At 59.9% G+C, this 23,787-nt stretch carries 21 protein-coding genes and 2 pseudogenes; 16 read left to right on the top strand and 7 right to left on the bottom strand.

What is annotated here, in order from left to right; translation table 11 throughout:
• Window positions 1-637: pseudogene (locus AC1DM5_RS16010) on the top strand (DUF5054 domain-containing protein); the annotation flags it as partial.
• Here AC1DM5_RS16010 and AC1DM5_RS16015 read toward each other — a convergent pair.
• Entirely contained in the window at window positions 634-879 is a 246-nt protein-coding gene (locus tag AC1DM5_RS16015) for a DUF2934 domain-containing protein (RefSeq protein WP_477823312.1), read from the bottom strand. The pseudogene AC1DM5_RS16010 and the gene AC1DM5_RS16015 overlap by 4 nt on opposite strands.
• Before the next feature lie 239 nt (window positions 880-1,118).
• On the bottom strand, window positions 1,119-1,325 hold the full coding sequence (locus tag AC1DM5_RS16020) for a hypothetical protein (RefSeq protein WP_477823313.1): 207 nt from the start codon (window positions 1,323-1,325) through the stop codon (window positions 1,119-1,121).
• 321 nt (window positions 1,326-1,646) lie between these two features.
• Here AC1DM5_RS16020 and AC1DM5_RS16025 point away from each other — a divergent pair, with 321 nt between their 5' ends.
• Window positions 1,647-2,030 carry a BRA0787 family protein gene (locus AC1DM5_RS16025; RefSeq protein ID WP_037099761.1) on the top strand — a complete coding sequence of 128 codons (384 nt, stop codon included), beginning with the start codon at window positions 1,647-1,649 and terminating at the stop codon, window positions 2,028-2,030.
• Between the two features lie 96 nt (window positions 2,031-2,126).
• The gene (locus AC1DM5_RS16030) at window positions 2,127-2,534 is read left to right on the top strand and encodes a DUF4174 domain-containing protein (RefSeq protein WP_477823314.1); all 408 of its coding nucleotides are present in this window, start codon (window positions 2,127-2,129) and stop codon (window positions 2,532-2,534) included.
• 4 nt (window positions 2,535-2,538) lie between these two features.
• On the opposite strand, the gene AC1DM5_RS16035 is transcribed toward AC1DM5_RS16030, so the two are convergent.
• Window positions 2,539-3,249, bottom strand: coding sequence for a GntR family transcriptional regulator (locus AC1DM5_RS16035; protein ID WP_477823315.1), 711 nt, complete (start codon window positions 3,247-3,249; stop codon window positions 2,539-2,541).
• Window positions 3,250-3,516: 267 nt separating this feature from the next.
• On the opposite strand from AC1DM5_RS16035, the gene AC1DM5_RS16040 reads away from it, so the two are divergent.
• The 7 genes from AC1DM5_RS16040 (at window position 3,517) to AC1DM5_RS16070 (ending at window position 9,922) form a co-directional block, all read left to right on the top strand.
• On the top strand, window positions 3,517-4,605 hold the full coding sequence (locus tag AC1DM5_RS16040) for an ABC transporter ATP-binding protein (RefSeq protein WP_477823316.1): 1,089 nt from the start codon (window positions 3,517-3,519) through the stop codon (window positions 4,603-4,605).
• Window positions 4,606-4,634: 29 nt separating this feature from the next.
• Window positions 4,635-5,933, top strand: a complete 1,299-nt coding sequence (locus AC1DM5_RS16045; RefSeq protein ID WP_477823317.1) for an ABC transporter substrate-binding protein — start codon at window positions 4,635-4,637, stop codon at window positions 5,931-5,933.
• A gap of 163 nt (window positions 5,934-6,096) precedes the next feature.
• Window positions 6,097-7,008, top strand: a complete 912-nt coding sequence (locus AC1DM5_RS16050; protein ID WP_477823318.1) for an ABC transporter permease — start codon at window positions 6,097-6,099, stop codon at window positions 7,006-7,008.
• 1 nt (window position 7,009) lies between these two features.
• Entirely contained in the window at window positions 7,010-7,831 is an 822-nt protein-coding gene (locus tag AC1DM5_RS16055) for an ABC transporter permease (RefSeq protein ID WP_477823319.1), read from the top strand.
• Between the two features lies 1 nt (window position 7,832).
• Entirely contained in the window at window positions 7,833-8,576 is a 744-nt protein-coding gene (locus AC1DM5_RS16060) for an aspartate/glutamate racemase family protein (protein ID WP_477823320.1), read from the top strand.
• Between the two features lie 110 nt (window positions 8,577-8,686).
• A complete protein-coding gene (locus AC1DM5_RS16065; protein ID WP_477823321.1) occupies window positions 8,687-9,175 on the top strand; it encodes a heme-degrading domain-containing protein in 489 nt (162 codons plus the stop codon).
• A gap of 123 nt (window positions 9,176-9,298) precedes the next feature.
• Window positions 9,299-9,922, top strand: coding sequence for a DUF2799 domain-containing protein (locus AC1DM5_RS16070; protein WP_477823322.1), 624 nt, complete (start codon window positions 9,299-9,301; stop codon window positions 9,920-9,922).
• A 10-nt stretch (window positions 9,923-9,932) separates the two neighbouring features.
• Here the strand turns inward: AC1DM5_RS16070 and AC1DM5_RS16075 are convergent, their stop codons facing one another.
• The gene (locus tag AC1DM5_RS16075; protein WP_477975253.1) at window positions 9,933-11,177 is read right to left on the bottom strand and encodes an AGE family epimerase/isomerase; all 1,245 of its coding nucleotides are present in this window, start codon (window positions 11,175-11,177) and stop codon (window positions 9,933-9,935) included.
• Between the two features lie 173 nt (window positions 11,178-11,350).
• On the opposite strand from AC1DM5_RS16075, the gene metH reads away from it, so the two are divergent.
• Complete coding sequence (gene metH, locus AC1DM5_RS16080) at window positions 11,351-15,124, top strand: methionine synthase (protein ID WP_477823324.1); 3,774 nt, start codon at window positions 11,351-11,353, stop codon at window positions 15,122-15,124.
• 115 nt (window positions 15,125-15,239) lie between these two features.
• On the opposite strand, the gene AC1DM5_RS16085 is transcribed toward metH, so the two are convergent.
• Window positions 15,240-16,004 (bottom strand): GntR family transcriptional regulator, encoded by a 765-nt coding sequence (locus AC1DM5_RS16085; RefSeq protein ID WP_477823325.1) that lies wholly within the window; start codon window positions 16,002-16,004, stop codon window positions 15,240-15,242.
• A complete protein-coding gene (locus AC1DM5_RS16090; RefSeq protein ID WP_477823326.1) occupies window positions 16,001-16,885 on the bottom strand; it encodes a glucosamine kinase nucleotide-binding domain-containing protein in 885 nt (294 codons plus the stop codon). The genes AC1DM5_RS16085 and AC1DM5_RS16090 overlap by 4 nt, the downstream gene beginning before the upstream one ends.
• A 530-nt stretch (window positions 16,886-17,415) precedes the next feature.
• On the opposite strand from AC1DM5_RS16090, the gene AC1DM5_RS16095 reads away from it, so the two are divergent.
• The 5 genes from AC1DM5_RS16095 (at window position 17,416) to AC1DM5_RS16115 (ending at window position 22,771) form a co-directional block, all read left to right on the top strand.
• Window positions 17,416-18,675 (top strand): ABC transporter substrate-binding protein, encoded by a 1,260-nt coding sequence (locus AC1DM5_RS16095; protein ID WP_477823327.1) that lies wholly within the window; start codon window positions 17,416-17,418, stop codon window positions 18,673-18,675.
• Window positions 18,676-18,890: 215 nt separating this feature from the next.
• Window positions 18,891-19,838, top strand: coding sequence for a carbohydrate ABC transporter permease (locus AC1DM5_RS16100; protein WP_477823328.1), 948 nt, complete (start codon window positions 18,891-18,893; stop codon window positions 19,836-19,838).
• Between the two features lie 14 nt (window positions 19,839-19,852).
• On the top strand, window positions 19,853-20,695 hold the full coding sequence (locus AC1DM5_RS16105; RefSeq protein ID WP_477823329.1) for a carbohydrate ABC transporter permease: 843 nt from the start codon (window positions 19,853-19,855) through the stop codon (window positions 20,693-20,695).
• The gene (locus AC1DM5_RS16110) at window positions 20,692-21,759 is read left to right on the top strand and encodes a Gfo/Idh/MocA family protein (RefSeq protein WP_477823330.1); all 1,068 of its coding nucleotides are present in this window, start codon (window positions 20,692-20,694) and stop codon (window positions 21,757-21,759) included. The genes AC1DM5_RS16105 and AC1DM5_RS16110 overlap by 4 nt, the downstream gene beginning before the upstream one ends.
• 10 nt (window positions 21,760-21,769) lie before the next feature.
• Window positions 21,770-22,771 (top strand): ABC transporter ATP-binding protein, encoded by a 1,002-nt coding sequence (locus tag AC1DM5_RS16115; protein WP_477823331.1) that lies wholly within the window; start codon window positions 21,770-21,772, stop codon window positions 22,769-22,771.
• Between the two features lie 69 nt (window positions 22,772-22,840).
• On the opposite strand, the pseudogene AC1DM5_RS16120 reads toward AC1DM5_RS16115, so the two are convergent.
• Window positions 22,841-23,716: pseudogene (locus AC1DM5_RS16120) on the bottom strand (DMT family transporter); the annotation flags it as partial.
• Window positions 23,717-23,787: the final 71 nt, after the last annotated feature.

Consider the following 23,787-nt stretch of genomic DNA (forward strand, 5'->3'; position numbering starts at 1 on the left):
CTACGACGCTGCCGACGTCAACAGGCATATGGATAGCTATCTGACGCATCGGCAGGAATGGGCAGTTCTCGATCACGACAAGCCCGGGCTTGGCCGTTCGGGTGCTGCACTTTCGAAGGTTTTTGTGCCGAGCCTGGAAGGTGCGCGCGAGGGTGAGGTTCTCTTGTCCATGCCGCCCGAAGCGGTCGAGCGGTTTGGGGCGCCACGCCAGCTCGCCGTGGAGTTCTCGGCTGATGACAGTGCCCTGCAACTGCGGCTCTCAATGCGCGACAAGCCGGCCAATCGCATGCCGGAGGCGAGTTTCCTGTCGTTCACGCCTGATGGCGCAAAGGACTGGGTCTTCAGGAAGATGGGACTGTGGCACCGGTCCGGCAATTTCGCCAGGTCCGGAGGCGCGCAGCTACAGGCGGTCAACGCCGTCAGCGGCGTATCAGGGGACGCCGGAGCGCTCGTCATCGAGCCCTTGGATACGCCGCTGGTTGCGCCGCAGAGCTGGGATTTCATGTCCTTTTGCAAGGGTTTGCCGGATTTCGACGATGGAATCCGCTTCAACCTGCACAACAACAAGTGGGGAACCAACTTCCCTATGTGGTGGGAAGGTGATTTCTCCGCTCGTTTCAGGATTATTCTGGATTAACCGGCGCGCGACAGCCTCTGGTGTGGGGTGGCGGTAACTGCCGGGCCGGGTGCTTGGGGCGTTTTCGGGAATTTGACGAGGACTTCATTGCCATCCGTCGAGGCACGCGTACGTTCCAGCCGTTCGCGTTCGGCTGTTGCCTGGAGCCAATGTTCGGCATCGCGGCCATACGGCTTGCCTTCCATTTCCCAGATTGCGTAGGCTCGCTTGCATATCCACTCATGCGGGGAGGTGTTGCTCATCGTTCCGTCCTTCTTGCGCCGATCTTTTCCCTCCAATCGATTCCACACGGATGGCCTCCGCCGAAGCGGTACCTCAAGCTCATCTTGTAGAAGGGGTCGGCAATCTGCCGGCATTTTCGATGGGGGCGGCATGGCGTTTTGCCATGCCTACCGGAAGAACGATTTCACCTGACATGTGTTCCCGACACATTTTGTGAAATTTTGTCGCAGAGCGCGGAGACGATTGTCTGGGCCTCGCCTCATTCGCTGATGTGATCTGGCAACATTGGTGGACGGCGTTTGGCGGCCATCAGCAGGTCCAGTTCGACGGAGGAGGGGCCGAAGCGGGTGTACAGGCTTTCTGCCTGCTCGTTTCTCAAGCCATATTTGGCGGCGAATTCGTGAAGACTGTAGGGGCGTCCGCGCAGCGTCCGGCTGCGTCGTTCGGGTTGGCGAATTTGCGTCATTGCATTTCTCCCCAGGCTGATTGCCGAGGTAAAACCGACCAGCACGTTAAAGGTTCCAGATTTGGCCTTTCGGCAGGAGCCTACAGCTGAAAATGCCGGTTTTGCGCGCTGCGACTGCAAAAAAATGACTGTAAGTCTCAATGAATTTCAATCGGTTAGATGTTGCGGCCGGGTGGGGTGGGCAGAAATGGCTTTATCACACGTGTGTTACTCTATAAAATGAATCGTGTATCCGGTCCGAAGGAGGAGCCGAGCGTTGTTTCCGCGTCGATCCGGGCCGGATCTTGAGGAAGCTGGCTAAATCCATCAGAGGAGACAGACATGATGAATGCACTGCCGCCACTTCACAACGGACATGCACCGTTTACCCTGCAGCAGCTCTTCCGTGAGGCGCTTTACGCCTATGAGGAATGGGACAGCGAATTGACGGAGCCGATCGTCACCTATGAAGGTAGGGTCATCCCTATCAGCTTCGTTTTCGAAGCCATGCGCGAATGCACCGATATCGTCCCAGCCAATATCGTCAGCGCCGTCACGGAACGGCTGACCAAGCCCTGGGAAGGCGAGGGACCACTGGACCAGATGACCTTCTCCACGGCGGCGCGCGTCATGCGCGTTCTGGTGCGCAAGCGCCTTCTTGCCAATGGCACGCCTGATATCGTTGCGCTTTCGACGCGCGCATCCGAAGCGGAACCCCGCGAATAGGCCTTTCAGGATCGCGGCACTGGCCGCGATCCTATTCCTCGCGGGGAACCCTGCTCATTTCCAGCCGTTGAAACAGGCAGAGAAGGAATGAGCACCATGTTGAGATCCATTCTACACGAAATTATGGGAACGGGCGTTCGCGAGGCCCAGCTGCCGCGATCGCTGGAACAGTTTCTCGGTGAGAAGAACGTGCTGATCGTCTTTGCGGATGCCGAGGACGACAGGCCGATCGTTCAGGACGAATTCCTGCGCAAATCACAGATGCGGCTAATCGAAGATGATATCGAGGTCTTCACGATCGCCGGCGGCGGCGCATTCTCGCTTTTCGAGGATGGGGGCGACCTTGATGCCGACGAGCTGCGCGATGAGCTTCAGGGGCCGCTCAGCGGCGAATTCGGGCTCGTGCTGGTCGGTATTGACGGCAAAGTGAAGTTGCGCTCCAGCGAGCCGATGAGTGTGGAGGAGATCAGCCGCGCTGCAGCCATCGCTCCGCTGGGCCGCTAACCCCTCAGAGTTCGAATGCTTCCTTGAGGCCGAGGCTCTTGCGTTCGCGCAGATCGAGGTCCGCCTCGATATGAGCGATATGGTGAAGCATCAGATGGCAGGCACGGTCGAGTTCGTTGCTCTCGATTGCTTCGATGATGTCGCCATGTTCGGAATGGCCGCAGCTTGAGACCGTCGACTGGCCGTAGAGGGCAATCACCAGCGACGACCGGGCGACCAGTTCTTCCATGAAGCGCTGCATGATGGCATTGCCGGAGATCGCGGCGAGCGTCAGGTGGAAATCGCCTGATGCCTTGATTTCGGCCCGTCTGGCGGTCTGGCCGCGCTCGCTCATCAGCCGGCCTTCTTCCAGAAGCAATTGCTTGAGATGCTGGATATCCGAGGGAGTGATGCGGGCGGCCGCGTCCCGTAGGATGCCGGGCTCGACCAGACGGCGGGCGGCAAAAATCTGCCGGGCCTCTTCCGGTGAGGGATAGGCGACGAAGGCGCCGCGGTTTTTCTCGACGCTGACGAGACCTTCGTAGGAAAGTGCCTGCAAGGCGGCGCGCGCCAGCGTGCGGCTAACATTGAAGAGATTGCCGACATCGCTTTCCGACAGTTTCGTGCCGGGTGACAGGCGCCGTTCGACGATAGCCTCCCTGATTGCATCGCGGATCTGCGGGACGCCCGTTTCCTGGGTGTCGTCGTGGCTCATGGCGCTGGCGGCGGATTTCATGAAATCGGTTTCCTTGATGTCAGCAAACCATAGCCGCCTTCGTCTCAAAAGTTAAATAGAATGTGTTCTCATAACAGAGGTCAAATTGTATACGATTTTCTGCACGAATTGAGGACGAAAGCCCATTTTGTGTGCAGTGCGAAAAGTGCCCGAGATTTCGCCGATCGGTATGCTGTCATGAAAAGTTCATGATTTGCAAGGGTTTGAGATGCGGTGATCAAATTGGCACGGCAGATGCATCATCTTTCTCGAACAGGGGAAGACACGATGTCGAAAGCGGCAGAGATCGATATAGCATCCGTTTCCAAGGTCTATGGCGCGACCACTGCGGTACATGCCATCAGCCTTAAAATCCCGGCTGGCTCCTATTGCTGCTTCCTGGGTCCATCCGGTTGCGGCAAGACCTCGACGCTGCGCATGATCGCCGGCCACGAGAGCATTTCGTCCGGCGATATCCGTCTCGGCAATGTTGTCGTCACCGACTTTCCGCCGGCAAAGCGCGGCACGGCGATGATGTTCCAGTCCTACGCGCTTTTCCCGCATCTCGACCTTATCGACAACGTCGCCTTCAGCCTGAAGATGAAGGGTGTCGATAAGGATGAGCGCCGGGCCAAGGCGCTTGATATGCTGAGGCTGATGCAGATGGAGGCCTATGCCACCAGGCGTCCGGCACAGCTTTCCGGCGGTCAGCAGCAGCGGGTTGCGCTGGCGCGCGCCTTGATCACCGATCCGGACGCGCTGCTTCTCGACGAGCCGCTTTCCGCACTCGACCCGTTCTTGAAGATCCGCATGCGGGCGGAACTGAAGAAGCTGCAGAAGACGCTCGGCATCACCTTCGTGCATGTGACGCACAGCCAGGAAGAGGCGATGGCGCTCGCCGATATCATTGTCATCATGAATGACGGCAAGATCGAACAGGCGGCGTCACCGCGGCAAGTATTCGAAAAACCGGCAACCGCCTTCGTCGCCCGCTTCATGGGCGATCACAACGTGCTCTCCGGCCGCGTCACATCGAGCGAGAATGGCGTGATCGTGATGACGGTGCCGGAAGGGCAGAGCTTTTCCGTACGCGGGACGGGCAGGGAGGTCGGCGAGCCTGTTGATATCGGCATCCGCACCGACCGCGTACGCCTTCAGGTGGCGACCGAGTGGACCCTCGGCTTCAACGGCATCGTCTCCAATATCGAATATCGCGGCTCCTCGGTGAAGATCACCGTCTTCGGAGCTGGCAGCGACGATTTCACCGTCATCGCAAGCGACAGCGATTACTTCGCCAGCCCGGTCTCGGTCGGCGATGCGGTGGCTCTGAGTTGGGCTTTGGAGGATGCCGTCCTCCTTGGCCGCGTTTCCGCATGAACTTCAGTATCAAGAAAAGGGGAACTGCCATGACGACTGAAACGAAAACCACCAAGGCGGAAAAGGGAATTTCCCGCCGCTCGCTTCTGAAGACGGGTGCTGCCGCCGTCGGCGCCATTGCCGGCTCGGGCGCCATTACCGGCTTCCCGACCATCTGGGCGCAGTCCAACATCACGCTTCGCCAGTTCGGCACCGGCGTTTCGAACATCAATGCGATCGCCGAGAAGTGCAAGCAGGACCTCGGCATCACACTGGAGATGACCGCGACGGATTCCGACGCCGCCGCCCAGCGCGCTGTCACCCAGCCTGACAGCTACGACATTGCCGATATCGAATACTGGATCCTGAAAAAGGTCTATCCGGCCGGCGTCATCCAGCCGATGGATGTGAAGAAGCTGAAGCATTACGATCAGGTCGTGCCGCTCTTCAAGAACGGCAAGCTGAAGCCAGACAGCGTCATTGCCCAGGGCACAGCGCCGCACACCGTTGGCTATGTTGAAAGCAAGGATGCCAAGACTTTCGCCAAGGGGGAGACCGAGCTCTTCACCATGATGCCGACGATCTACAATGCCGATACGCTCGGCATTCGCCCCGACCTCGTCGGCCGCGAGATCACCACCTGGGCTGATATCATGGATCCGAAGTTCAAGGGCAAGACCTCGATCCTCAACATCCCGTCGATCGGCATCATGGACGCCGCGATGATCATGGAAGCTCTGGGCAACATCAAATATGCCGACAAGGGCAACATGACCAAGGCGGAGATCGACAAGACGATCGAGTTCCTGATCAAGGCAAAGCACGACGGCCAATTCCGCGCCTTCTGGAAGAGCTTCGACGAGTCGGTCAACCTGATGGCATCGGGCGAAGTCGTCATCCAGTCGATGTGGTCGCCGGCCGTCGCCGCCGTTCGCTCCAAGGGCATTGCCTGCAAATATCAACCGCTCAAGGAAGGCTATCGTTCATGGGGTGGCGGTCTCGGCCTCGCCGCGCACCTCAAGGGCGCGCAACTCGACGCCGCCTACGAGTATATCAATTGGTACACCTCTGGCTGGGTCGGTGGCTATCTCAACCGTCAGGGCTACTACTCCGCTTGCATGGATACGGCCAAGAACTTCATGACGGCAGACGAATGGGGCTACTGGATCGAAGGCAAGCCGGCACAGGGCGATATCCTCTCGCCGGAAGGCAAGGTCATGGAAAAGGCTGGCGCTGTTCGCGATGGTGGTTCGTTCGAAGAGCGCATGGGTCATGTGGCGTGCTGGAACTCCGTCATGGACGAGGACCGCTACATGGTCCGCCGCTGGAACGAGTTCATCGCGGCGTAAGGCTAAGTCGGCGTTTGCCGCTTTCCCCTCCATAACCCTCCCCACAAGGGGGAGGGAACGTGATGAGGGTGCGGCAGAAAAACTCCCTCCCCCCTTGTGGGGAGGGTTGGGGAGGGGTCTTTGCGACCTCTCCTTTCCACTTCGATGAAGGAAAGGACCAAGCATGGCCACGATCGCTTCAGAGCAGACGATATCGGCAGCGGAGGCGCCCAAACGCGCCTTACGGCTTGCGCCGTGGGCGATCTCCTATCTGCAGGCCACGCCGCTGATCGCCATTCTCGGCTTCTTCTTCATCCTGCCGATCCTGATGATCGCGGTCGTCAGTTTCTGGGATTATGACTTCGCCGGCCTCTATCCCGACTTCCTGACCATGAACTATACCGACACGCTTGGTTCATGGGTGACGTGGAAAACCTATCTCAACACCTTGAAATTCACCGTCATCGTCTTGGCGCTGACGCTCTTTATCGGCTTCTGGGTCGCCTATTTCCTGGCCTTTCATATCCGCAAGACTTCGACGCAGATGATCCTCTTCCTCGTCTGCACCGTGCCCTTCATGACATCGAACATCATCCGCATGATCTCGTGGATCCCGGTGCTCGGTCGCAATGGCCTCGTCAATTCGGCGCTGGTGGAGATGGGCATAGTGCCTCAGCCGGTGGAATGGTTGCTCTATTCGGATTTTGCCGTGGTGCTCGCCATGGTGCATCTCTACACGCTCTTCATGGTGACGCCGATCTTCAATACGCTGATGCGCATCGACCGTTCGCTCTTCGAAGCGGCGCGTGATGCCGGTGCTTCCGGCTGGCAGGTTTTGTGGAATGTGGTGATCCCGCTTGCCAAGCCCGGCATGGCGATTGGCACGATCTTCGTCGTCACGCTTGTCATGGCGGATTTTTCCACCGTGCAGGTCATGTCGGGCGGGCAGAGCGCTTCGGTGGCGCTGATGATGAAGAACCAGATGTCGTTGCTGCAATATCCGGCGGCTGCCGCCAATGCGGTCGTGCTGCTGGGAGTGGTGCTCACGATGGTCGCTGCGATCCTGCGCGTCGTCGATATCCGTAGGGAGCTCTGAGATGAACCGTGAAAAACGCTCCCTTGAATTCTATGTGCTGGCACTCTTCTTTGCCGTCTTCGTGTTCTTCCTTTACGGACCGCTTTCGGCGATCGTCATCCTCTCCTTCCAGGGGCCGGATGGCGGCCTGACTTTCCCGCTGAACGGCGTTTCGACGCACTGGTTCTTCAATCTCTTCGAGAAGCAGGCGGTCGGCGATTTCGGCGCTTCGTTCCAGCGCTCCTTCATTCTCGGCCTGATGGTGATGGTCGTCACCGTCGTGGTCTCGCTGATGGCAGGCCTTGCCTTCCGCCGGCGCTTTCGCGGCTCATCGGTGCTGTTTTATGCGACGGTCGCAAGCCTCGTCGTGCCCTCGATCATCATCTCGCTCGGTATTGGCGTCGTCTTCCAGCAGGGCGGTTTGCGGCCAGCCTGGTATTCCTCGGCCTTCGGTGCGCATCTGACCTGGACGCTGCCGTTCGGCGTGCTGATCATGTTTGCCGTCTTCAATCGCTTTTCTCCGGCCTATGAAGAGGCCGCGCGCGATCTCGGGGCGACTTCCTGGCAGACCTTTCGCCATGTCGTGTTGCCGATGATCGCGCCGAGCCTGATCGGCGTCGGACTATTCGGCTTTACGCTTTCCTATGACGAATTCGCCCGCACGCTGATGACGTCTGGCACCTACAATACGCTGCCGCTCGAAATCTACGGCATGACCACCAACGTCACGACGCCAGTGCTCTATGCACTCGGCACCGTCACGACACTCTTCTCCTTCACCATCATTCTCGTCGCGCTCGGCATCATGACGATGCTTGGCCGACGGCAGGCAAAGACCCGCTGACATGCGCATATTGATCGTTAATCCCAATACCACCGCTTCCATGACCGAGAAGGCGGCAACCGCCGCGCGCGCGGTCGCCGCTGCAGGCACGGAGATCATCGCCGCGACCTCGCGCATGGGACCTGTTTCCATCGAGGGGCACTACGACGGGGCTCTCGCCATCCCCGGCCTACTGACGGAGCTGAAAGAGCGGCAGGAGGCCGGCTACGATGCGGCGATCGTCGCCTGCTTCGATGACACGGGGCTCGACGCTGCGCGCACCTTCGCCGACGTGCCCGTTCTCGGGCTCTGCGAATCCGCTGTCGCTACCGCAGGCTTCCTTGCCCAGCGCTTTACGGTGGTGACGACGCTGGAGCGGTCCCGGGTGCTGATCGATAATCTCGTGCGCCGTTATGGCATGGGCAGTCGTGCGAAGGTGAGGGCATCGGATATTCCGGTGCTGGAGCTGGAAGACGCTGCATCTGGCGCGATCGGCAAGCTGAAGGCGGAAATCGAACGGGCGCTTTCGGAAGATGGTGCGGAGGCGATCGTGCTCGGCTGCGCTGGCATGACGGATCTGGCGCGCGAACTGCAGGCCATCTACCGCGTGCCCGTCATCGATGGGGTCGCAGCCGCCGTCAAGCAGGCGGAAGCGCTCGTGTCGCTCGGTCTTTCGACCAGCAAGCGCGGCTCCTACGCCTCACCGCTGCCTAAACATTTTGCTGGCGCGATGAGCGGTTTTGCGCCGATCCGGGTGGTCGGCTGAGCATCGCACCGATGCTCTTGACGGTGCATAGTGCCAAGTTTCTGCTTTACTTTTTCCCCTCGCGTGAGAATTGTCACAGCCGATCATCACGCTGAGAGGAGAGCCGTGCCATGTCGATCGACGAGGATCTGATCCGTATCGCGGAACAGGAAAAGGCACTGAGCTTCGATGCCTTCGATCTGACGACTGCGTGGCAGCTTGGCAAGCTCTTGCAGGAACTTGCTACCGAACGCGGCCTCGGGATTGCCATCGATATCACGCTGCATTCCATGCCGGTCTTCTATGCGGCCTTGCCGGGTGTGACGCCTGATAACGTCAATTGGGTCCGCCGTAAGCGCAACATGGTGTTCCGCTATTTCCGCAGCAGCTACGCTTCCGGCCTCAAGCTGCAGAAGGAGGGCAAGAAGGTGGAGGACAATGGGCTTTCTCCCGCCGATTATGCCCCGCATGGCGGCAGCTTCCCGATCAATGTCAGAGGCACAGGCTGCGTCGGTGCAGTCACCGTGTCAGGTCTGCCGCAGCGGGACGATCACAATCTTGCGGTCGAAGCCTTGGCGCTGATCCTGGCGAAGGATCTCGAAAGCCTGCGGCTTGCATGAGGCCTGCCGCATTTTTGACAAATAAAAGCCACGAAAACTGCAAGATCGCGATCCGTTCCCGGTGACGGTTATAATTCGTGACGATAAGGTGCGCCCGGTTTTGTGACTTGCTGCCGGGACATCATGTTACGTTTTCTCTTTGCCTTTGCTGCCATTGGTTTCAGCCTTTTCCTCGCCTCCTGCAATACGCTTTCGAAGGAAGAATGCGTCGCCGCCGACTGGCGGGTGATCGGTGAATCCGACGGGGCTGCCGGATACGAGCCGCAGGAGCGTTTTGCCGCGCATGCCAAATCCTGCGAGCGGGTGAAGATCGTGCCCGACCAGACGATCTGGTATCAGGGTTATCAGGCGGGTCTCGTGCGCTATTGCACGCCGATGAGCGGCCTGATGCACGGGCAGGCGGGTCACGGCTACTCCAATGTCTGCCCGCCGGAGACGGCGGCAGGCTTCCTGCGCGGCTATACGCTCGGGAACCGCCAGCATTCGCTGCAATCACGGCTAGACTCGCTGCAGAGCGATTACGGATCGAAAGAAGCCGAGATCGACGACCTGTCGCGCAAGCTCAAGGATGCGCCGGATGCTGACCGGCATGATATCCGCCGGCGGATGGACGATCTCGAAGACGATATGCGCCGCATCCGCAGAGAGCAGCGCGATGTGCAGGATGAACTCGACGATGCCAGCGCTGAGGTGCAGTGGTTCCAGCAGAACCCGAACGCAGCGCCGCCGGTGATGCCCGGCTACTGAGGCTTTCGCCTCAGAGCTTGCCGTCGGCTTCGATGATGCCCTTGGTCAGGCTGCCGGTTGCCGGGAAGAGCGGGATGAGGCAGGCCTGCAGGGCGTGGTAGATGTCGCCCTTGCCGGGGAAGAGCGAGTGTGAGGGCACGAGGTCTTCCGTCAGTTCCTCGTGCCAGCCGCCATTCTTATGGTCGATGAAGCAGCGCTCGATGACGTTCCAGATCTTGCGGTAGCTTTCCTCGTGGTAATCGCTCGGCAGATGCTCGTTGAGGAAGTGCGCCGCAGCAGCGCCCTCGCAGGCCGGCCACCAGAGCTTGTTGCGCTTGGCCGGTTTATCGGCCCAGTCGAGCGTATAGAAGAAGCCGCCCTTGTCGTTGTCCCAGCCGAGCACCATGGATTGCTCGAAGAGGGCCTTTGCCGCATCCGGCATCCATTCTATGCGCTTGCCGCCGAGCGCCCAGAGCTGAAGGATGAGGCGGGTCCATTCTAGCCAGTGGCCAGGCGTCGTGCCGGCCGGGCGGAACATTTCGTTCGGATGGTAGTAATCCTTGTCGAGGTTCCATTCGGCATCGAAATGTTCGGCGACGCGCCAGTCGACGGAGCCAGCCGAACGGCGGATGACGAGGTCGGCGATGCTTTCGGCCTTGGCGAGGTAATCTCGATCGCCAGTCGCTTCGAATGCGGCCATCAGCGCTTCGGTGAGGTGCATGTTGGAGTTCTGGCCACGATAGGTGCCGCCATCGAGCGGCTGCCAGTCGGCGGTGAATTCCTCTGCGATGGCACCGTGCTTGGCTTCCCAGAACCTCGTGTTCAGGACCTCGGTGATATCGGCGAGCATGCCGTCTGCCAGGGGATGGCCGATCGTCTTTGCCGAGGCGGCGGCGAGCAGCACGAAGGCGTGGCCGTAACCCTGCTTGTTGGAATCAACCGGGCCTTCATTGTTCAGCGACCAGAAGTAACCGCCATTCTTGCGGTCGCGGTGGTGGTTCCAGATGTAGTTCATGCCGTGATCGACCACATCGGCGGCACCCGGGCGGCCGAGAAGCGTGCCGATCGAGAAGCAGTGCACGGCGCGCGAGGCAATATGGAGCGGCCGCACCTGGCCTGCGGCATTGAGCGGCTTGCCGGCATCGTCGAGATCGTAGAAACCGCCCTTGGGATTGATGGAATTGTGCTGGAAGAAATCAAAGAGGCCGTTGGCCTGCGAAAGCAGCCAGCCGCGATGATAGGCGCGAGTGGACCAGTTGCCGAGTGCAGGTGCCATGATACTCCTCCGAATTCGTGCACAATGCCTTTAGGAAAACGCCTATATAGAGGTCGGGCGAGTCTGTCATCCGCCAAGGCTTGCAATGGCCTAAACCGATAGGCATATGTTGACATAAAGATATCTTTATGTGATTTGTCGTTTCCGATCTTATGACGTCAAGGAGCCTTCCCGTGTTTGATAACCTTTTTGGTCCCGAAGGGGGCAAGCGTGATGGCAGTGAAGTGTTTGCGGCGCTTAAGAAAGCAGCCAGCGAGCGCATCCTCGTTCTTGACGGCGCCATGGGCACGCAGATCCAGGGCCTGGGCTACGATGAAGACCATTTCCGCGGTGACCGCTTCATTGGCTGCGCCTGCCATCAGAAGGGCAATAACGACCTGCTGATCCTGTCGCAGCCGGATGCGATCGAGGARATCCATTACAAATATGCCAAGGCCGGCGCCGATATCCTCGAAACCAATACCTTCTCCTCGACCCGCATCGCGCAGGCCGATTACCAGATGGAAGGCGAGGTCTATGCGCTGAACAAGGAAGGTGCGGAGATCGTGCGCCGCGCCGCCCAGCGCGCCGAACGCGAGGACGGCAAGCGCCGCTTCGTCGCTGGCGCCATCGGCCCGACGAACCGCACCGCGTCGATCTCGCCCGACGTCAACAATCCGGGCTTCCGCGCCGTCACTTTCGACGATCTGCGCGATGCCTATGCCGAACAGATCGACGGCCTCATCGATGGCGGCGCCGATATCATCCTGATCGAGACGATCTTCGATACGCTGAATGCCAAGGCTGCGATCTTTGCCTGCGAGGAGCGCTTCGAGGCCAAGGGTATCCGCCTGCCGGTCATGATCTCTGGCACGATCACCGATCTCTCGGGCCGCACGCTCTCCGGCCAGACGCCGAGCGCCTTCTGGAACTCGGTGCGCCACGCCAACCCGTTCACGATCGGCCTCAACTGCGCGCTCGGCGCCAATGCGATGCGCCCGCATCTGCAGGAGCTTTCGGGCGTTGCCGATACCTTCATCTGCGCCTATCCGAATGCCGGCCTGCCGAATGAATTCGGCCAGTATGACGAGACGCCGGAACTGATGGCCGCGCAGATCGACAGCTTCGCACGCGAAGGCCTCGTCAACATCGTCGGCGGCTGCTGCGGCTCCACGCCCGAGCATATCAGGATGATTGCGGAGACGGTGGCCAAGTACAAGCCGCGCCCGATTCCCGAACATCGCCCCTTCATGTCGCTGTCGGGTCTTGAGCCCTTCGAGCTGACCAAGGATATTCCCTTCGTCAATGTCGGCGAGCGTACCAACGTCACCGGTTCGGCCCGCTTCCGCAAGCTCATCACCAATGCCGATTTCACCGCGGCACTCGATGTCGCCCGTGACCAGGTCGAGAACGGCGCGCAGGTGATCGACATCAACATGGACGAAGGCCTGATCGATTCCGAAAAGGCGATGGTCGAGTTCCTGAACCTGATCGCCGCCGAGCCGGATATCGCCCGCGTGCCTGTGATGATCGATAGCTCGAAGTTCTCGATCATCGAATCCGGCCTGAAGCGTGTTCAGGGCAAGGCGATCGTCAATTCGATCTCGCTGAAGGAAGGCGAGGAGAATTTCCTCGCCCAGGCGCGTCTGCTGCACAATTACGGTGCGGCTGTTGTCGTCATGGCCTTCGACGAGACGGGGCAGGCGGACAGCTACCAGCGCAAGGTGGACATCTGCACGCGCGCCTACAAGCTGTTGACCGAGAAGGTCGGCTTCCCGCCCGAAGACATCATCTTCGACCCGAACATTTTCGCTGTCGCGACCGGCATCGAGGAACACAACAACTACGGTGTTGATTTCATCGAGGCGACGCGCACGATCCGCAAGACCATGCCGCTCGTCCATATCTCCGGCGGTGTGTCGAACCTTTCCTTCTCCTTCCGCGGCAATGAGCCGGTGCGCGAGGCGATGCATGCCGTGTTCCTCTACCACGCCATTCAGGCGGGCATGGACATGGGCATCGTCAATGCCGGTCAGCTCGCCGTCTACGACCAGATCGATCCGGACCTGCGTGAAGCCTGCGAAGACGTGGTGCTGAACCGTCGTCCCGACGGAACCGAGCGGTTGCTGGAAGTGGCCGAGCGTTTCCGCGGAGCTGCCGGCAAGGAAGGCAAGGTACAGGACCTGTCCTGGCGCGAGTGGAGCGTGGCGAAGCGCCTCGAACATGCGCTGGTCAACGGCATTACCGAATATATCGAGGCCGATACCGAGGAAGCCCGCCAGGAGGCGGCTCGTCCGCTACACGTCATCGAAGGCCCGTTGATGGCCGGCATGAATGTGGTCGGCGATCTCTTCGGCTCGGGCAAGATGTTCCTGCCGCAGGTGGTGAAGTCCGCCCGCGTCATGAAGCAGGCCGTTGCCGTGCTTCTCCCCTACATGGAAGAGGAGAAGCGGCTGAATGGCGGCGAAGAACGCAAGTCTGCCGGAAAGATCCTGATGGCGACTGTCAAGGGTGACGTACACGATATCGGCAAGAACATTGTTGGTGTTGTGCTCGCCTGCAATAATTACGAGATCATCGATCTCGGCGTCATGGTGCCGGCAACGAAGATCCTCGAAACGGCTGTTGCCGAGAAGGTCGATGTCATCGGTCTCTCCGGACTGATCACACCGTCGCTCGACGAGATGGTGCATGTGGCGGCCGAAATGGAGCGGCAGGGTTTCGACATTCCGCTTCTGATCGGCGGAGCGACGACCAGCCGCGTGCATACGGCCGTCAAGATCCATCCGGGCTACAACAAGGGCCAGTCGATTTACGTGACGGATGCCAGCCGCGCCGTTGGCGTCGTGTCCTCGCTGCTCTCGCCGGAAAATCGCCAGGGCTATATCGACGACATCAGGGCCGAATATGCGAAGGTCGCCGCCGCTCATGCGCGCAGCGAAGCCGAAAAGGTGCGCCTGCCGCTTTCGCGCGCCCGCGAAAATGCGCAGAAGGTCGATTGGGCAGCCTATAAGCCGACCAAGCCGAGCTTCCTCGGAACCAAGGTATTCGAAGACTACGATCTGGCCGAGCTTGCAAAGTACATCGACTGGACACCGTTCTTCCAGACCTGGGAGTTGCGTGGCCGCTACCCGGCGATCCTCGAGGACGAGAAGCAGGGTGAAGCTGCGCGGGCGCTCTGGAACGACGCCCAGGCGATGCTGAAGAAGATCATCGACGAGAAGTGGTTCCGTCCGCGCGCCGTCATCGGCTTCTGGCCGGCTGGTACCGTCGGCGACGATATCCGCCTCTTCAAGGACAATGCGCGCAAGGAGGAGTTGGCGACGTTCTACACGCTTCGCCAGCAGCTTTCGAAGCGCGACGGGCGCCCGAACGTGGCGTTGTCGGACTTCGTGGCGCCGGTCGACAGCGGTGTGCAGGACTATGTCGGCGGCTTCGTAGTGACGGCCGGCTTCGAGGAGATCGCCATCGCCGAACGTTTCGAGCGTTCGAACGACGACTATTCCTCGATCCTCGTCAAGGCGCTCGCCGATCGCTTCGCCGAAGCCTTCGCCGAGCGTATGCATGAGCGTGTGCGCCGCGAATATTGGGGTTATGCCAAGGATGAGACGCTCTCCAAGGAGGATCTCATTACCGAAGCCTATGCCGGTATCCGCCCGGCGCCCGGCTATCCGGCTCAGCCCGACCACACCGAGAAGAAGACGCTGTTTTCTCTTCTCGACGCGGAAAATACCGCTGGCGTGAAGCTGACCGAGAGCTATGCGATGTGGCCAGGTTCGTCCGTGTCAGGCATCTATATTGGTCACCCGGACTCTTACTATTTCGGTGTTGCCAAGGTGGAGCGTGACCAAGTGGAAGACTATGCCAAGCGCAAGGGCATGGACGTGACCGAGGTCGAGCGCTGGCTCGGTCCGGTGCTCAACTACGTGCCGCGCAAGATCAATGAAGAGATCGAAGATGCGGCCTGAAACCTGAGTCTTTCCCGTCGCTTAAAGCGGCAGGCTCAGTGATCGATTCAATGAGTGGAAAAGCCGGGAAGTGATTCACTTTCCGGCTTTATCCTTCTGAATTGAAATGAAAAATTTAGCTCACTCCAATCGTCAGCTCGGCGACGAAGTCATAGGCGTCGCCACGATAGAGCGAGCGGGTGAATTCCACCGCGCGGCCGGAGCCGAGATAGGAAATACGCTCGATGGAGAGCCCGGCCTGGCCGACGGGCACGCCGAGCAGGTGGGCGTCGGCTTCCTTCATGTTGGTCGCGGAAATCCGCTGGACGGCGCGCACTGGGCGGACGCCGCGGCGTTCCAGCTCGGCATAGAGCGAATTGGTGACGGCAGAGGGATCGGGCAGGAATTCGCCTGACACGCTCGCATGTTCGATCGCCAAGGGCTCGTCGTCGGCTATGCGCAGGCGCGAGAGGCGCGAGACCTTGATGTCGGTGCCGAGGCCGAGGATCATCATCTCGTCGGGTGAGGGCGTGTGGATGCCCTTGTGCAGCCATTCGGAGCGGGCGGTCATGCCGCGCCGGGCCATGTCCTCGGTGAAGGAGGTGAGCTGCGACAGGCGCTGTTCGACTTTCGAAACCGGCTTTGCGACAAAGGTGCCGGAGCCGTGGCGGCGCACGAGCAGGCCGTCGGCCACGAGCTCGTCGATTGCCTTGCGTACGGTCACGCGGCTGACGGCGGCAAATTCGGCGATGTCGCGTTCGGGGGGCAGGGCATCGCCATGGGCGAGCGTGCCAGTACGCACGGCATCTTCGAGTGTGCGGCGCAGCTTCACGTAAAGTGGGCCGGTGCCGCCGGCCTGCAAGCGTTCGGGCGAAAGGATGGAGGCGAGATCGTCGGTCATGCCGCACCTCTCTGCCGTTCGCGCAGGAGCTTGACGGCAAGGTCGACGGCGCCCTGCAGCGCATCGGCCTTTGGCTCTACGAGGAGCGCCTTGTGCCGATCGGCGAGCCACGGATGGTAGGCTTTGGCCAGTCCGCCAAGCAGGCAGATGGACGGGCATTCCGCCCATGAGAGTGCATCGAGGCTTTCACCGATGGCGCGCGCTGCATCCTTGACGATCTCGATTGCAGTGACATCGCCGGCCTGAGCGCCTTCGAAGACCATGGGTGCATAACGGGCGAAGTCCGTCGGCCGGGCCGTATGGGCAAATTCGGCGATGCGTTCCGGATCGTTGCCGTATTCGGCCATGACCTCTTCCGTCAACGGTGAGGCAGGGCGAACTTTATCATAGGCAAGCAGGGATTTTTCCAGGAGATCGCGGCCAAGCCGGGCGCCGCTTGCCTGATCGCCGACGATCGAACCCCAGCCGCCGATCCCGTGCAGTTTGCCGTCCCGGCGGGCATTATAAACGGAGCCGGTTCCGAGAGCGCCGACAATGCCGTCGCCGTCACCGAGCGCGCCCTGCAGCGAAATCAGCGCATCGGTAACGACCTGGCCGTTTCTGAAGGGAAGAGCCTTTTCTATGCGCTTGCCGTAATCGCCGACATTGGCCCCGGCGACGCCGATGACTGCGGTGGCGGTGGAAACGGTTTCATTTTCAAATCCTGCATCACGCAGAGCCTGACGAGCGGATTCGACGATATTGACGAGAGAGTTTTCCAGATCGGAAAGGATGTTGGCAGGGCCGGCCTTGCCGCGGCCGATGACATTGCCCATTCTGTCCGCAACTGCTGCCCGGCAGCTTGTTCCACCACCATCTATACCGATTGCAAGTTCCGTCATCGGACCTCCGGATACGCCGTTCCCTTGTGTTTTTAATACAATACCAAAAAAATACCATTTACCAAGCAGAAATGATCGGGAAATTCCCCGTTTTTAACATATTGATTTTAAACAATAAAATTTTTTAATGAATTTTCTCTCGTCCATAAGTTAATTTCGGCTGGACAATTGGTATTTTTTTGGCCTTAATTCCGGAAAAGGGAACAGCGTATCGAGGCATGTGAAAACCGGCAAAGAAAAACAGCGCCGGCCAGGTTTCGAGAAAGGTGCAGGCAACGATCCGCAGGAGCCGACATGGCTCGCGGAAGCGCGGCATCTTTCCAGGTTTTCCCTTATTTTCTGGCGCCCGGTTCAGTGTATCGGGAGGGCGCATCGTCCGGCCGGGGGCTATCGTCTTCCGTGTCGACAGAGCTTCGGAGCCGGCAATCTTGGCGGCTCTAAAAGGGGCGTTGGGGTGTTTCCTCAGACACGCCAACTGCTTGTTTCAGATCGAAAACAGCGCCTAGCGGCGCTCAAAACAGGAGAGGGAAATGAAAAACACTGCTCTGAAAAGCTTGCTGCTTGCCTCCAGCCTGCTGTCGTCAGCCGGCCTCGTTCATGCCGCTGACGTGACGCTTACCGTTGAAAGCTGGCGTAACGACGACCTGCAGATCTGGCAGGAAAAGATCATCCCGGCTTTCGAAGCCAAGAACCCGGGCATCAAGATCGTCTTCTCGCCGACCGCTCCGACTGAATACAATGCTTCGCTGAACGCCAAGCTCGACGCCGGTTCCGCAGGCGATATCATCACCTGCCGTCCGTTCGACGCATCGCTCGAACTCTTCAACAAGAAGCAGCTCATCGATCTGACCAGCCTCACCGGCATGGAAAACTTCTCGCCGGTCGCCAAGGCTGCATGGTCGACGGACGACGGCAAGTCGACCTTCTGCGTGCCGATGGCTTCGGTCATCCACGGCTTCATCTATAACAAGGATGCCTTCGATAAGCTCGGCATCGCCATTCCGAAGACGGAAGACGAGTTCTTCGCAGCCCTCGACAAGATCAAGGCTGACGGCACCTATATCCCGCTCGCCATGGGCACGAAGGATCTCTGGGAAGCCGCTACCATGGGCTACCAGAATATCGGCCCGAACTACTGGAAGGGTGAAGAGGGCCGCGACGCTCTTATCGCCGGCAAGCAGAAACTGACGGACGCCGACTGGGTCAAGCCCTATGAAGAGCTTGCCAAGTGGAAGCCCTATCTCGGCGACGGTTTCGAAGCCCAGACCTACTCGGACAGCCAGAACCTCTTCACGCTCGGCCGTGCCGCTATCTATCCGGCAGGCTCCTGGGAAATCTCGCTGTTCAACACGCAGGCGCAGTTCAAGATGGGCGCCTTCCCGCCGCCGGTTCCGAAAGCTGGCGACCAGGGCTACATCTCCGACCATCCCGATATCGGCGTCGCCCTGAACGCCAAGAGCACGCACCAGGAAGAAGCCAAGAAGTTCCTCACCTGGGTCGCTTCGCCTGAATTCGCAGACATCTATGCGAACTCCCTGCCGGGCTTCTTCAGCCTGAACTCCAACCCGGTCAAGATGAGCGATCCGCTCGCTCAGGAATTCGTTTCCTGGCGCGGCCCGTACAAGTCGACCGTCCGCTCGACCTATCAGATCCTGTCGCGCGGCACGCCGAACCTCGAAAACGAGACCTGGGTTGAATCGGCAAATGTAATCAACGGCACGGACACTCCGGCCGCTGCTGCCGAAAAGCTCCAGAAGGGCCTCGACAGCTGGTACAAGCCGGCGAAGTAAGGTTTTGAAGGTGAGGGGCGGTCCATCAGGCCGCCCCTTATCGACCTGCCGGCCATCCTGTCCCGTAAGGGGCAGGAGACTCGCAGCCGCCTCTTAGCCCGTGGTTTTCAGGTATGGGCACGCCTGCTCTCCGAACAGAGGGAGAAGGGGAGTGAGGGGCAAGTTTTCCACCTGCGCTGCGCCCCCGGCCCAGCCAATAAAAACAGGCAAAAGCCATGAGCGAAGCCGACAACGCAGTCGACCTGATCCCGATCAAGCGGCCCATACGCTGGCATATCGGTGTCTTCCTTCTTCCGGCCCTTATCGTCTATTCGGCGATCATGATCCTGCCGCTGATCGAAACGCTCCGGCTTTCCTTCTACAATACAGTTGATGGCGCGCCGGCCTTCGTCGGGTTCGCCAACTACAAGGTTCTCTTCGGTGATGCCCGCTGGGCGCACGACTTCTGGAACGCGCTTCGCAACAACCTGATCTTCTTCGCCATCCATATGTGCGTGCAGAATCCGATCGGGATTGCGCTGGCAGCACTTCTGTCGACGCCGCGGCTGCGTTTCGTCGCCTTCTATCGTACGGCAATCTTCCTGCCGACGCTGCTCTCCTTCGTGATCGTCGGCTTCATCTGGAAGCTGATCCTCTCGCCGATCTGGGGTGTGGCGCCCTGGCTGATGAGCCTCGTCGGCATGAAATGGGCCTTCGCGCCCTGGCTCGGCCAGTCCGGTCCGGCGCTGGTCGCCGTGTCGCTGATCTCCAACTGGCAGTATATCGGCATCCCGATGATGCTGATCTATGCGGCGCTTCTCAGCATCCCCGAGGAGGTGATCGAGGCTGCCGAATGCGACGGCATTACCGGCTGGGCGCAGTTCTGGAAGATCAAGCTGCCACTGATCCTGCCGGCAATCGGCATCATCTCGATCCTGACCTTCGTCGGCAATTTCAATGCCTTCGACCTGATCTACACGGTGCAGGGCGCGCTTGCCGGCCCCGACATGTCCACGGATATTCTGGGTACGCTGCTCTACCGCACCTTCTTCGGTTTCCAGCTGCAACTCGGCGACCGGTCCATGGGGGCGACGATCGCGACGGTGATGTTCCTGATCATCCTTGCCGGCGTCTCCTTCTATCTTTTCGCCATCCAGCGGCGCATGCGCCGCTACCAGTTCTGAGGAGTGTGAGCCCCATGTCGAACAGAGCGCGCACATCCCCCATCCGTGCCGGCCTCGTACATCTGGCGCTGATCGGCTACACGCTGATCGCCATCTTTCCGGTGTTCCTGACGATCGTCAATTCGTTCAAGGATCGCAATTCGATCTTCCGGTCGCCGCTGCAGGTGCCGACACCTTCGACCTTCAGCCTCGTCGGTTACCAGACGGTACTGGGGCAGGGTGACTTCGCCACCTATTTCCAGAACAGCTTCATCGTAACGATCGTTGCAATCTTCCTTGTGCTGCTGTTCGGAGCGATGGCCGCCTTTGCGCTGTCGGAATACCGTTTCCGCGGCAATACGGTGATGGGCCTCTACATGGCGATCGGCATCATGATCCCGATCCGCCTCGGCACGGTCGCAATCCTGCAGGGTATGGTCGCGAGTGGCCTCGTCAATACGTTGACGGCGCTGATCCTTGTCTATACGGCGCAGGGCATCCCGCTTGCGATCTTCATCCTGTCGGAATTCATGCGCACCGTTTCCGATGACCTGAAGAATGCCGGTCGTATCGACGGGCTCTCGGAATATTCGATTTTCTTCCGCCTCGTGCTGCCGCTGGTGCGGCCGGCTATGGCGACGGTCGCCGTCTTCACGATGATCCCGATCTGGAACGACTTGTGGTTCCCGCTGATCCTGGCGCCATCCGAAGCCACCAAGACCGTGACGCTCGGTTCGCAGATCTTCATCGGCCAGTTCGTCACCAACTGGAATGCGGTTCTGGCAGCACTGTCGTTGGCGATCCTGCCGATCCTCGTTCTCTACGTCATCTTCTCGCGGCAGCTGATCCGCGGCATTACCTCGGGAGCCGTCAAGTGAGCCAATCCGAAAAGCCGATCCGTGTTCTCGTTGCCGGCCTCGGCAATATGGGCCGCAGCCATGCGCTCGCCTATCACAACAATCCGGGCTTCGAGATCGTCGGCCTCGTCAACCGCTCGAAGCCGTCGCAGCTTGCGCCGGCGCTCGATCAGTACACGATCCATCCTGACTTCATGACGGCGCTTGCCGAGCTGAAGCCGGATCTCTGCTCGATCAACACCTATTCCGACAGCCATGCCGATTACGCCGTGGCGGCCTTCGAGGCCGGCTGTGACGTCTTCGTCGAAAAGCCGCTGGCAACGACGGTTGCCGATGCGGAGCGCGTCGTGGCTGCGGCGAAGAAGGCCGGCAAGAAGCTGGTCATCGGTTATATCCTTCGCCACCATCCATCCTGGAAGAAGCTGATCGAGGAGGCGCGGAAGCTCGGCGGCCCCTATGTCTTCCGCATGAACCTCAATCAGCAGTCCAGCGGCCCGACCTGGGCGACGCACAAGTCGCTAATGCAGACGACTTCGCCGATCGTTGATTGCGGTGTCCACTATGTCGACGTCATGTGCCAGATCACTGATGCCAAGGCGGTCGAGGTGCGCGGTATGGGTCTGCGGCTGTCGAACGAGATTGCGCCCGACATGTATAATTACGGCCACCTGCAGGTGCTCTATGAAGACGGTTCCGTCGGCTGGTACGAGGCCGGCTGGGGGCCGATGATTTCCGAGACCGCCTTCTTCGTGAAGGACGTCATGTCGCCGAACGGCGCGGTTTCGATCGTCATGGATCCGAAGGCGAAGTCGGACGATATTGACACGCATACCAAGACCTCCGTCATCCGGCTGCATACGGCAGAGACCGGCCCGGACGGCAAGTTCATCCGTCCCGATCAGGACATGACGATGGAAGGCGAGCCCGGCCATCAGGCGCTTTGCGACCTGGAACAGGCCTTCGTGCTGCGCGCTGTCAGCGAAGATCTGGACCTTACCCGCCATATGGATGACGCCGTGGCCTCGCTGCGCATCTGCCTTGCCGCTGACGAAAGCGTGCGCACCGGCCGACCGGTTAGACTATAAGGAAAGACTAGTGGGATCGCTTCAACTCAAATCCATCCGCAAGGCCTATGGCACGCATGATGTGCTGAAGGGCATCGACCTCGAGGTCAAGGACGGCGAATTCGTCATTTTCGTCGGCCCTTCCGGCTGCGGAAAATCAACCCTGCTGCGCAGCATTGCCGGTCTGGAGGACGTGACCTCGGGCGCCGTCATCATCAACGGCCGCGATGAGACGCTGACCCCGCCGGCCAAGCGCGGCATCGCCATGGTGTTCCAGTCCTACGCGCTCTATCCGCACCTGACGGTCAAGGACAATATGGGCCTCGGCCTGAAGCAAGCCGGTACGGCCAAGGACGAGATCGAGAAGCGGGTGAGCAAGGCGTCGTCGATGCTGTCGCTCGAACAATATCTGGCGCGTCGTCCGGCCGAGCTTTCCGGTGGTCAGCGCCAGCGCGTGGCGATCGGCCGTGCGATCGTGCGCGAGCCGGAACTCTTTCTGTTCGACGAGCCGCTCTCCAACCTCGACGCGGCGTTGCGTGTGCAGACGCGCCTCGAAATCGCCCGCCTGCACCGCAGCCTCAAGGCCACGATGATCTACGTCACCCACGATCAGGTCGAAGCCATGACGCTCGCCGACAAGATCGTGGTGCTGAATGCCGGCGCAATCGAGCAGATCGGTTCGCCGATGGAACTCTATAACCGCCCGGCCAATACATTCGTCGCCGGCTTCATCGGCTCGCCGCAGATGAATTTCATTGCCGGCGACAAGGTCGGCGACGCGGACGCGAAGACGGTCGGCATCCGCCCCGAACACCTGACGCTGTCTCGCGACAGCGGCACCTGGAAGGCGAAGACTGTACATGTCGAGCATCTCGGCGCCGACACAATCGTCTATCTGGAATCCGACCAGTGCGGCCTGCTGACCGCGCGTCTCTTCGGCGAACACAAGTATGAACCCGATGAGATTGTCTATGCGACGCCCGATGGCGGCCACGTCCATCGCTTCGATGCGAACGACCAAGCGATCCGCTGATTGCCACCTGAATGAAAAGCCCCGCCATCGAGCGGGGCTTTTTCTTTCGAGCGACAGGTAGATGGGTCCGCGCCGAAAAAGCCGTCTATCGATGATGATCAGGCTCGTCATGATCAGGATCATCCCGCCGAACTCGAACGTTTCCAGTCTTTCGCCGAGAAAGACCGTGCCTAGCAGTATCGCGCTGACGGGCACCAGCAGCGTCACCAGCGAAGCATTGGTCGCTCCGGCCGAGGCGATGAGATCGAAATAGAGAATGAAAGCGAAGGCGGTGGTCAGGATCGCGAGAACCAGCACGGCCATCCATATCGGAATATTCGATGTGACGATCTCGGCCGGGCTGTAGAAAAAGAAAACGATCGGCAGCATGAGGATGGTCGCGCCTGTTAGTTGGCCGGTCGCGACCACCGTCGGGCTTATGCCTTTGAAGCGCTTGGCGTAGACGACGGCGAAGGCATAGGAGACAGCGGCTCCGATGACTGCGATTTTTGCCCATGTGGGGCCGCCAAGATTGGATAGAAGCCCAGGGCCGATCATGACGGCGGCGCCTGCGATGCCGATCGCGACGCCCGCGATCTTCACGGTTGAGATCTTTTCATCCGGTGTCAGCGCGTTTGCTACGAGGATCGTCCAAAGAGGTGTTGTTGCGTAGAACACCGAGGCGAGGCCTGCGCCGATTTCCGTTTGGCCAGTGAAGATCAGCGAGAAGGGGATGACGTTGTTGAGCAGGGCGAGACGCAGGAAAGAGCCGGGCCGGGCGAGAACGGGCGCGAAGGAAATGCCGCGCAGCTTCAACCAGAGATGCAGGACCAGCGCGGCGATTGCCACGCGATAAAGGACGAGGGCCAAAGGAGGAATTTCGGATACGGCTATGCGGGCGAAGAAGAAGGACCCGCCCCAGAGGGCGCCGAGCAGCACGAGCTGGCCCCAATCCTTCGCCGACATTGATTGTGTCATCGCTTCGGTGCGCAAAGCCGTCGTCCAATAGATGGAGATACGCTTTGCACTCTATCCCC

The organism is Rhizobium sp. 01T437, assembly GCF_056398505.1.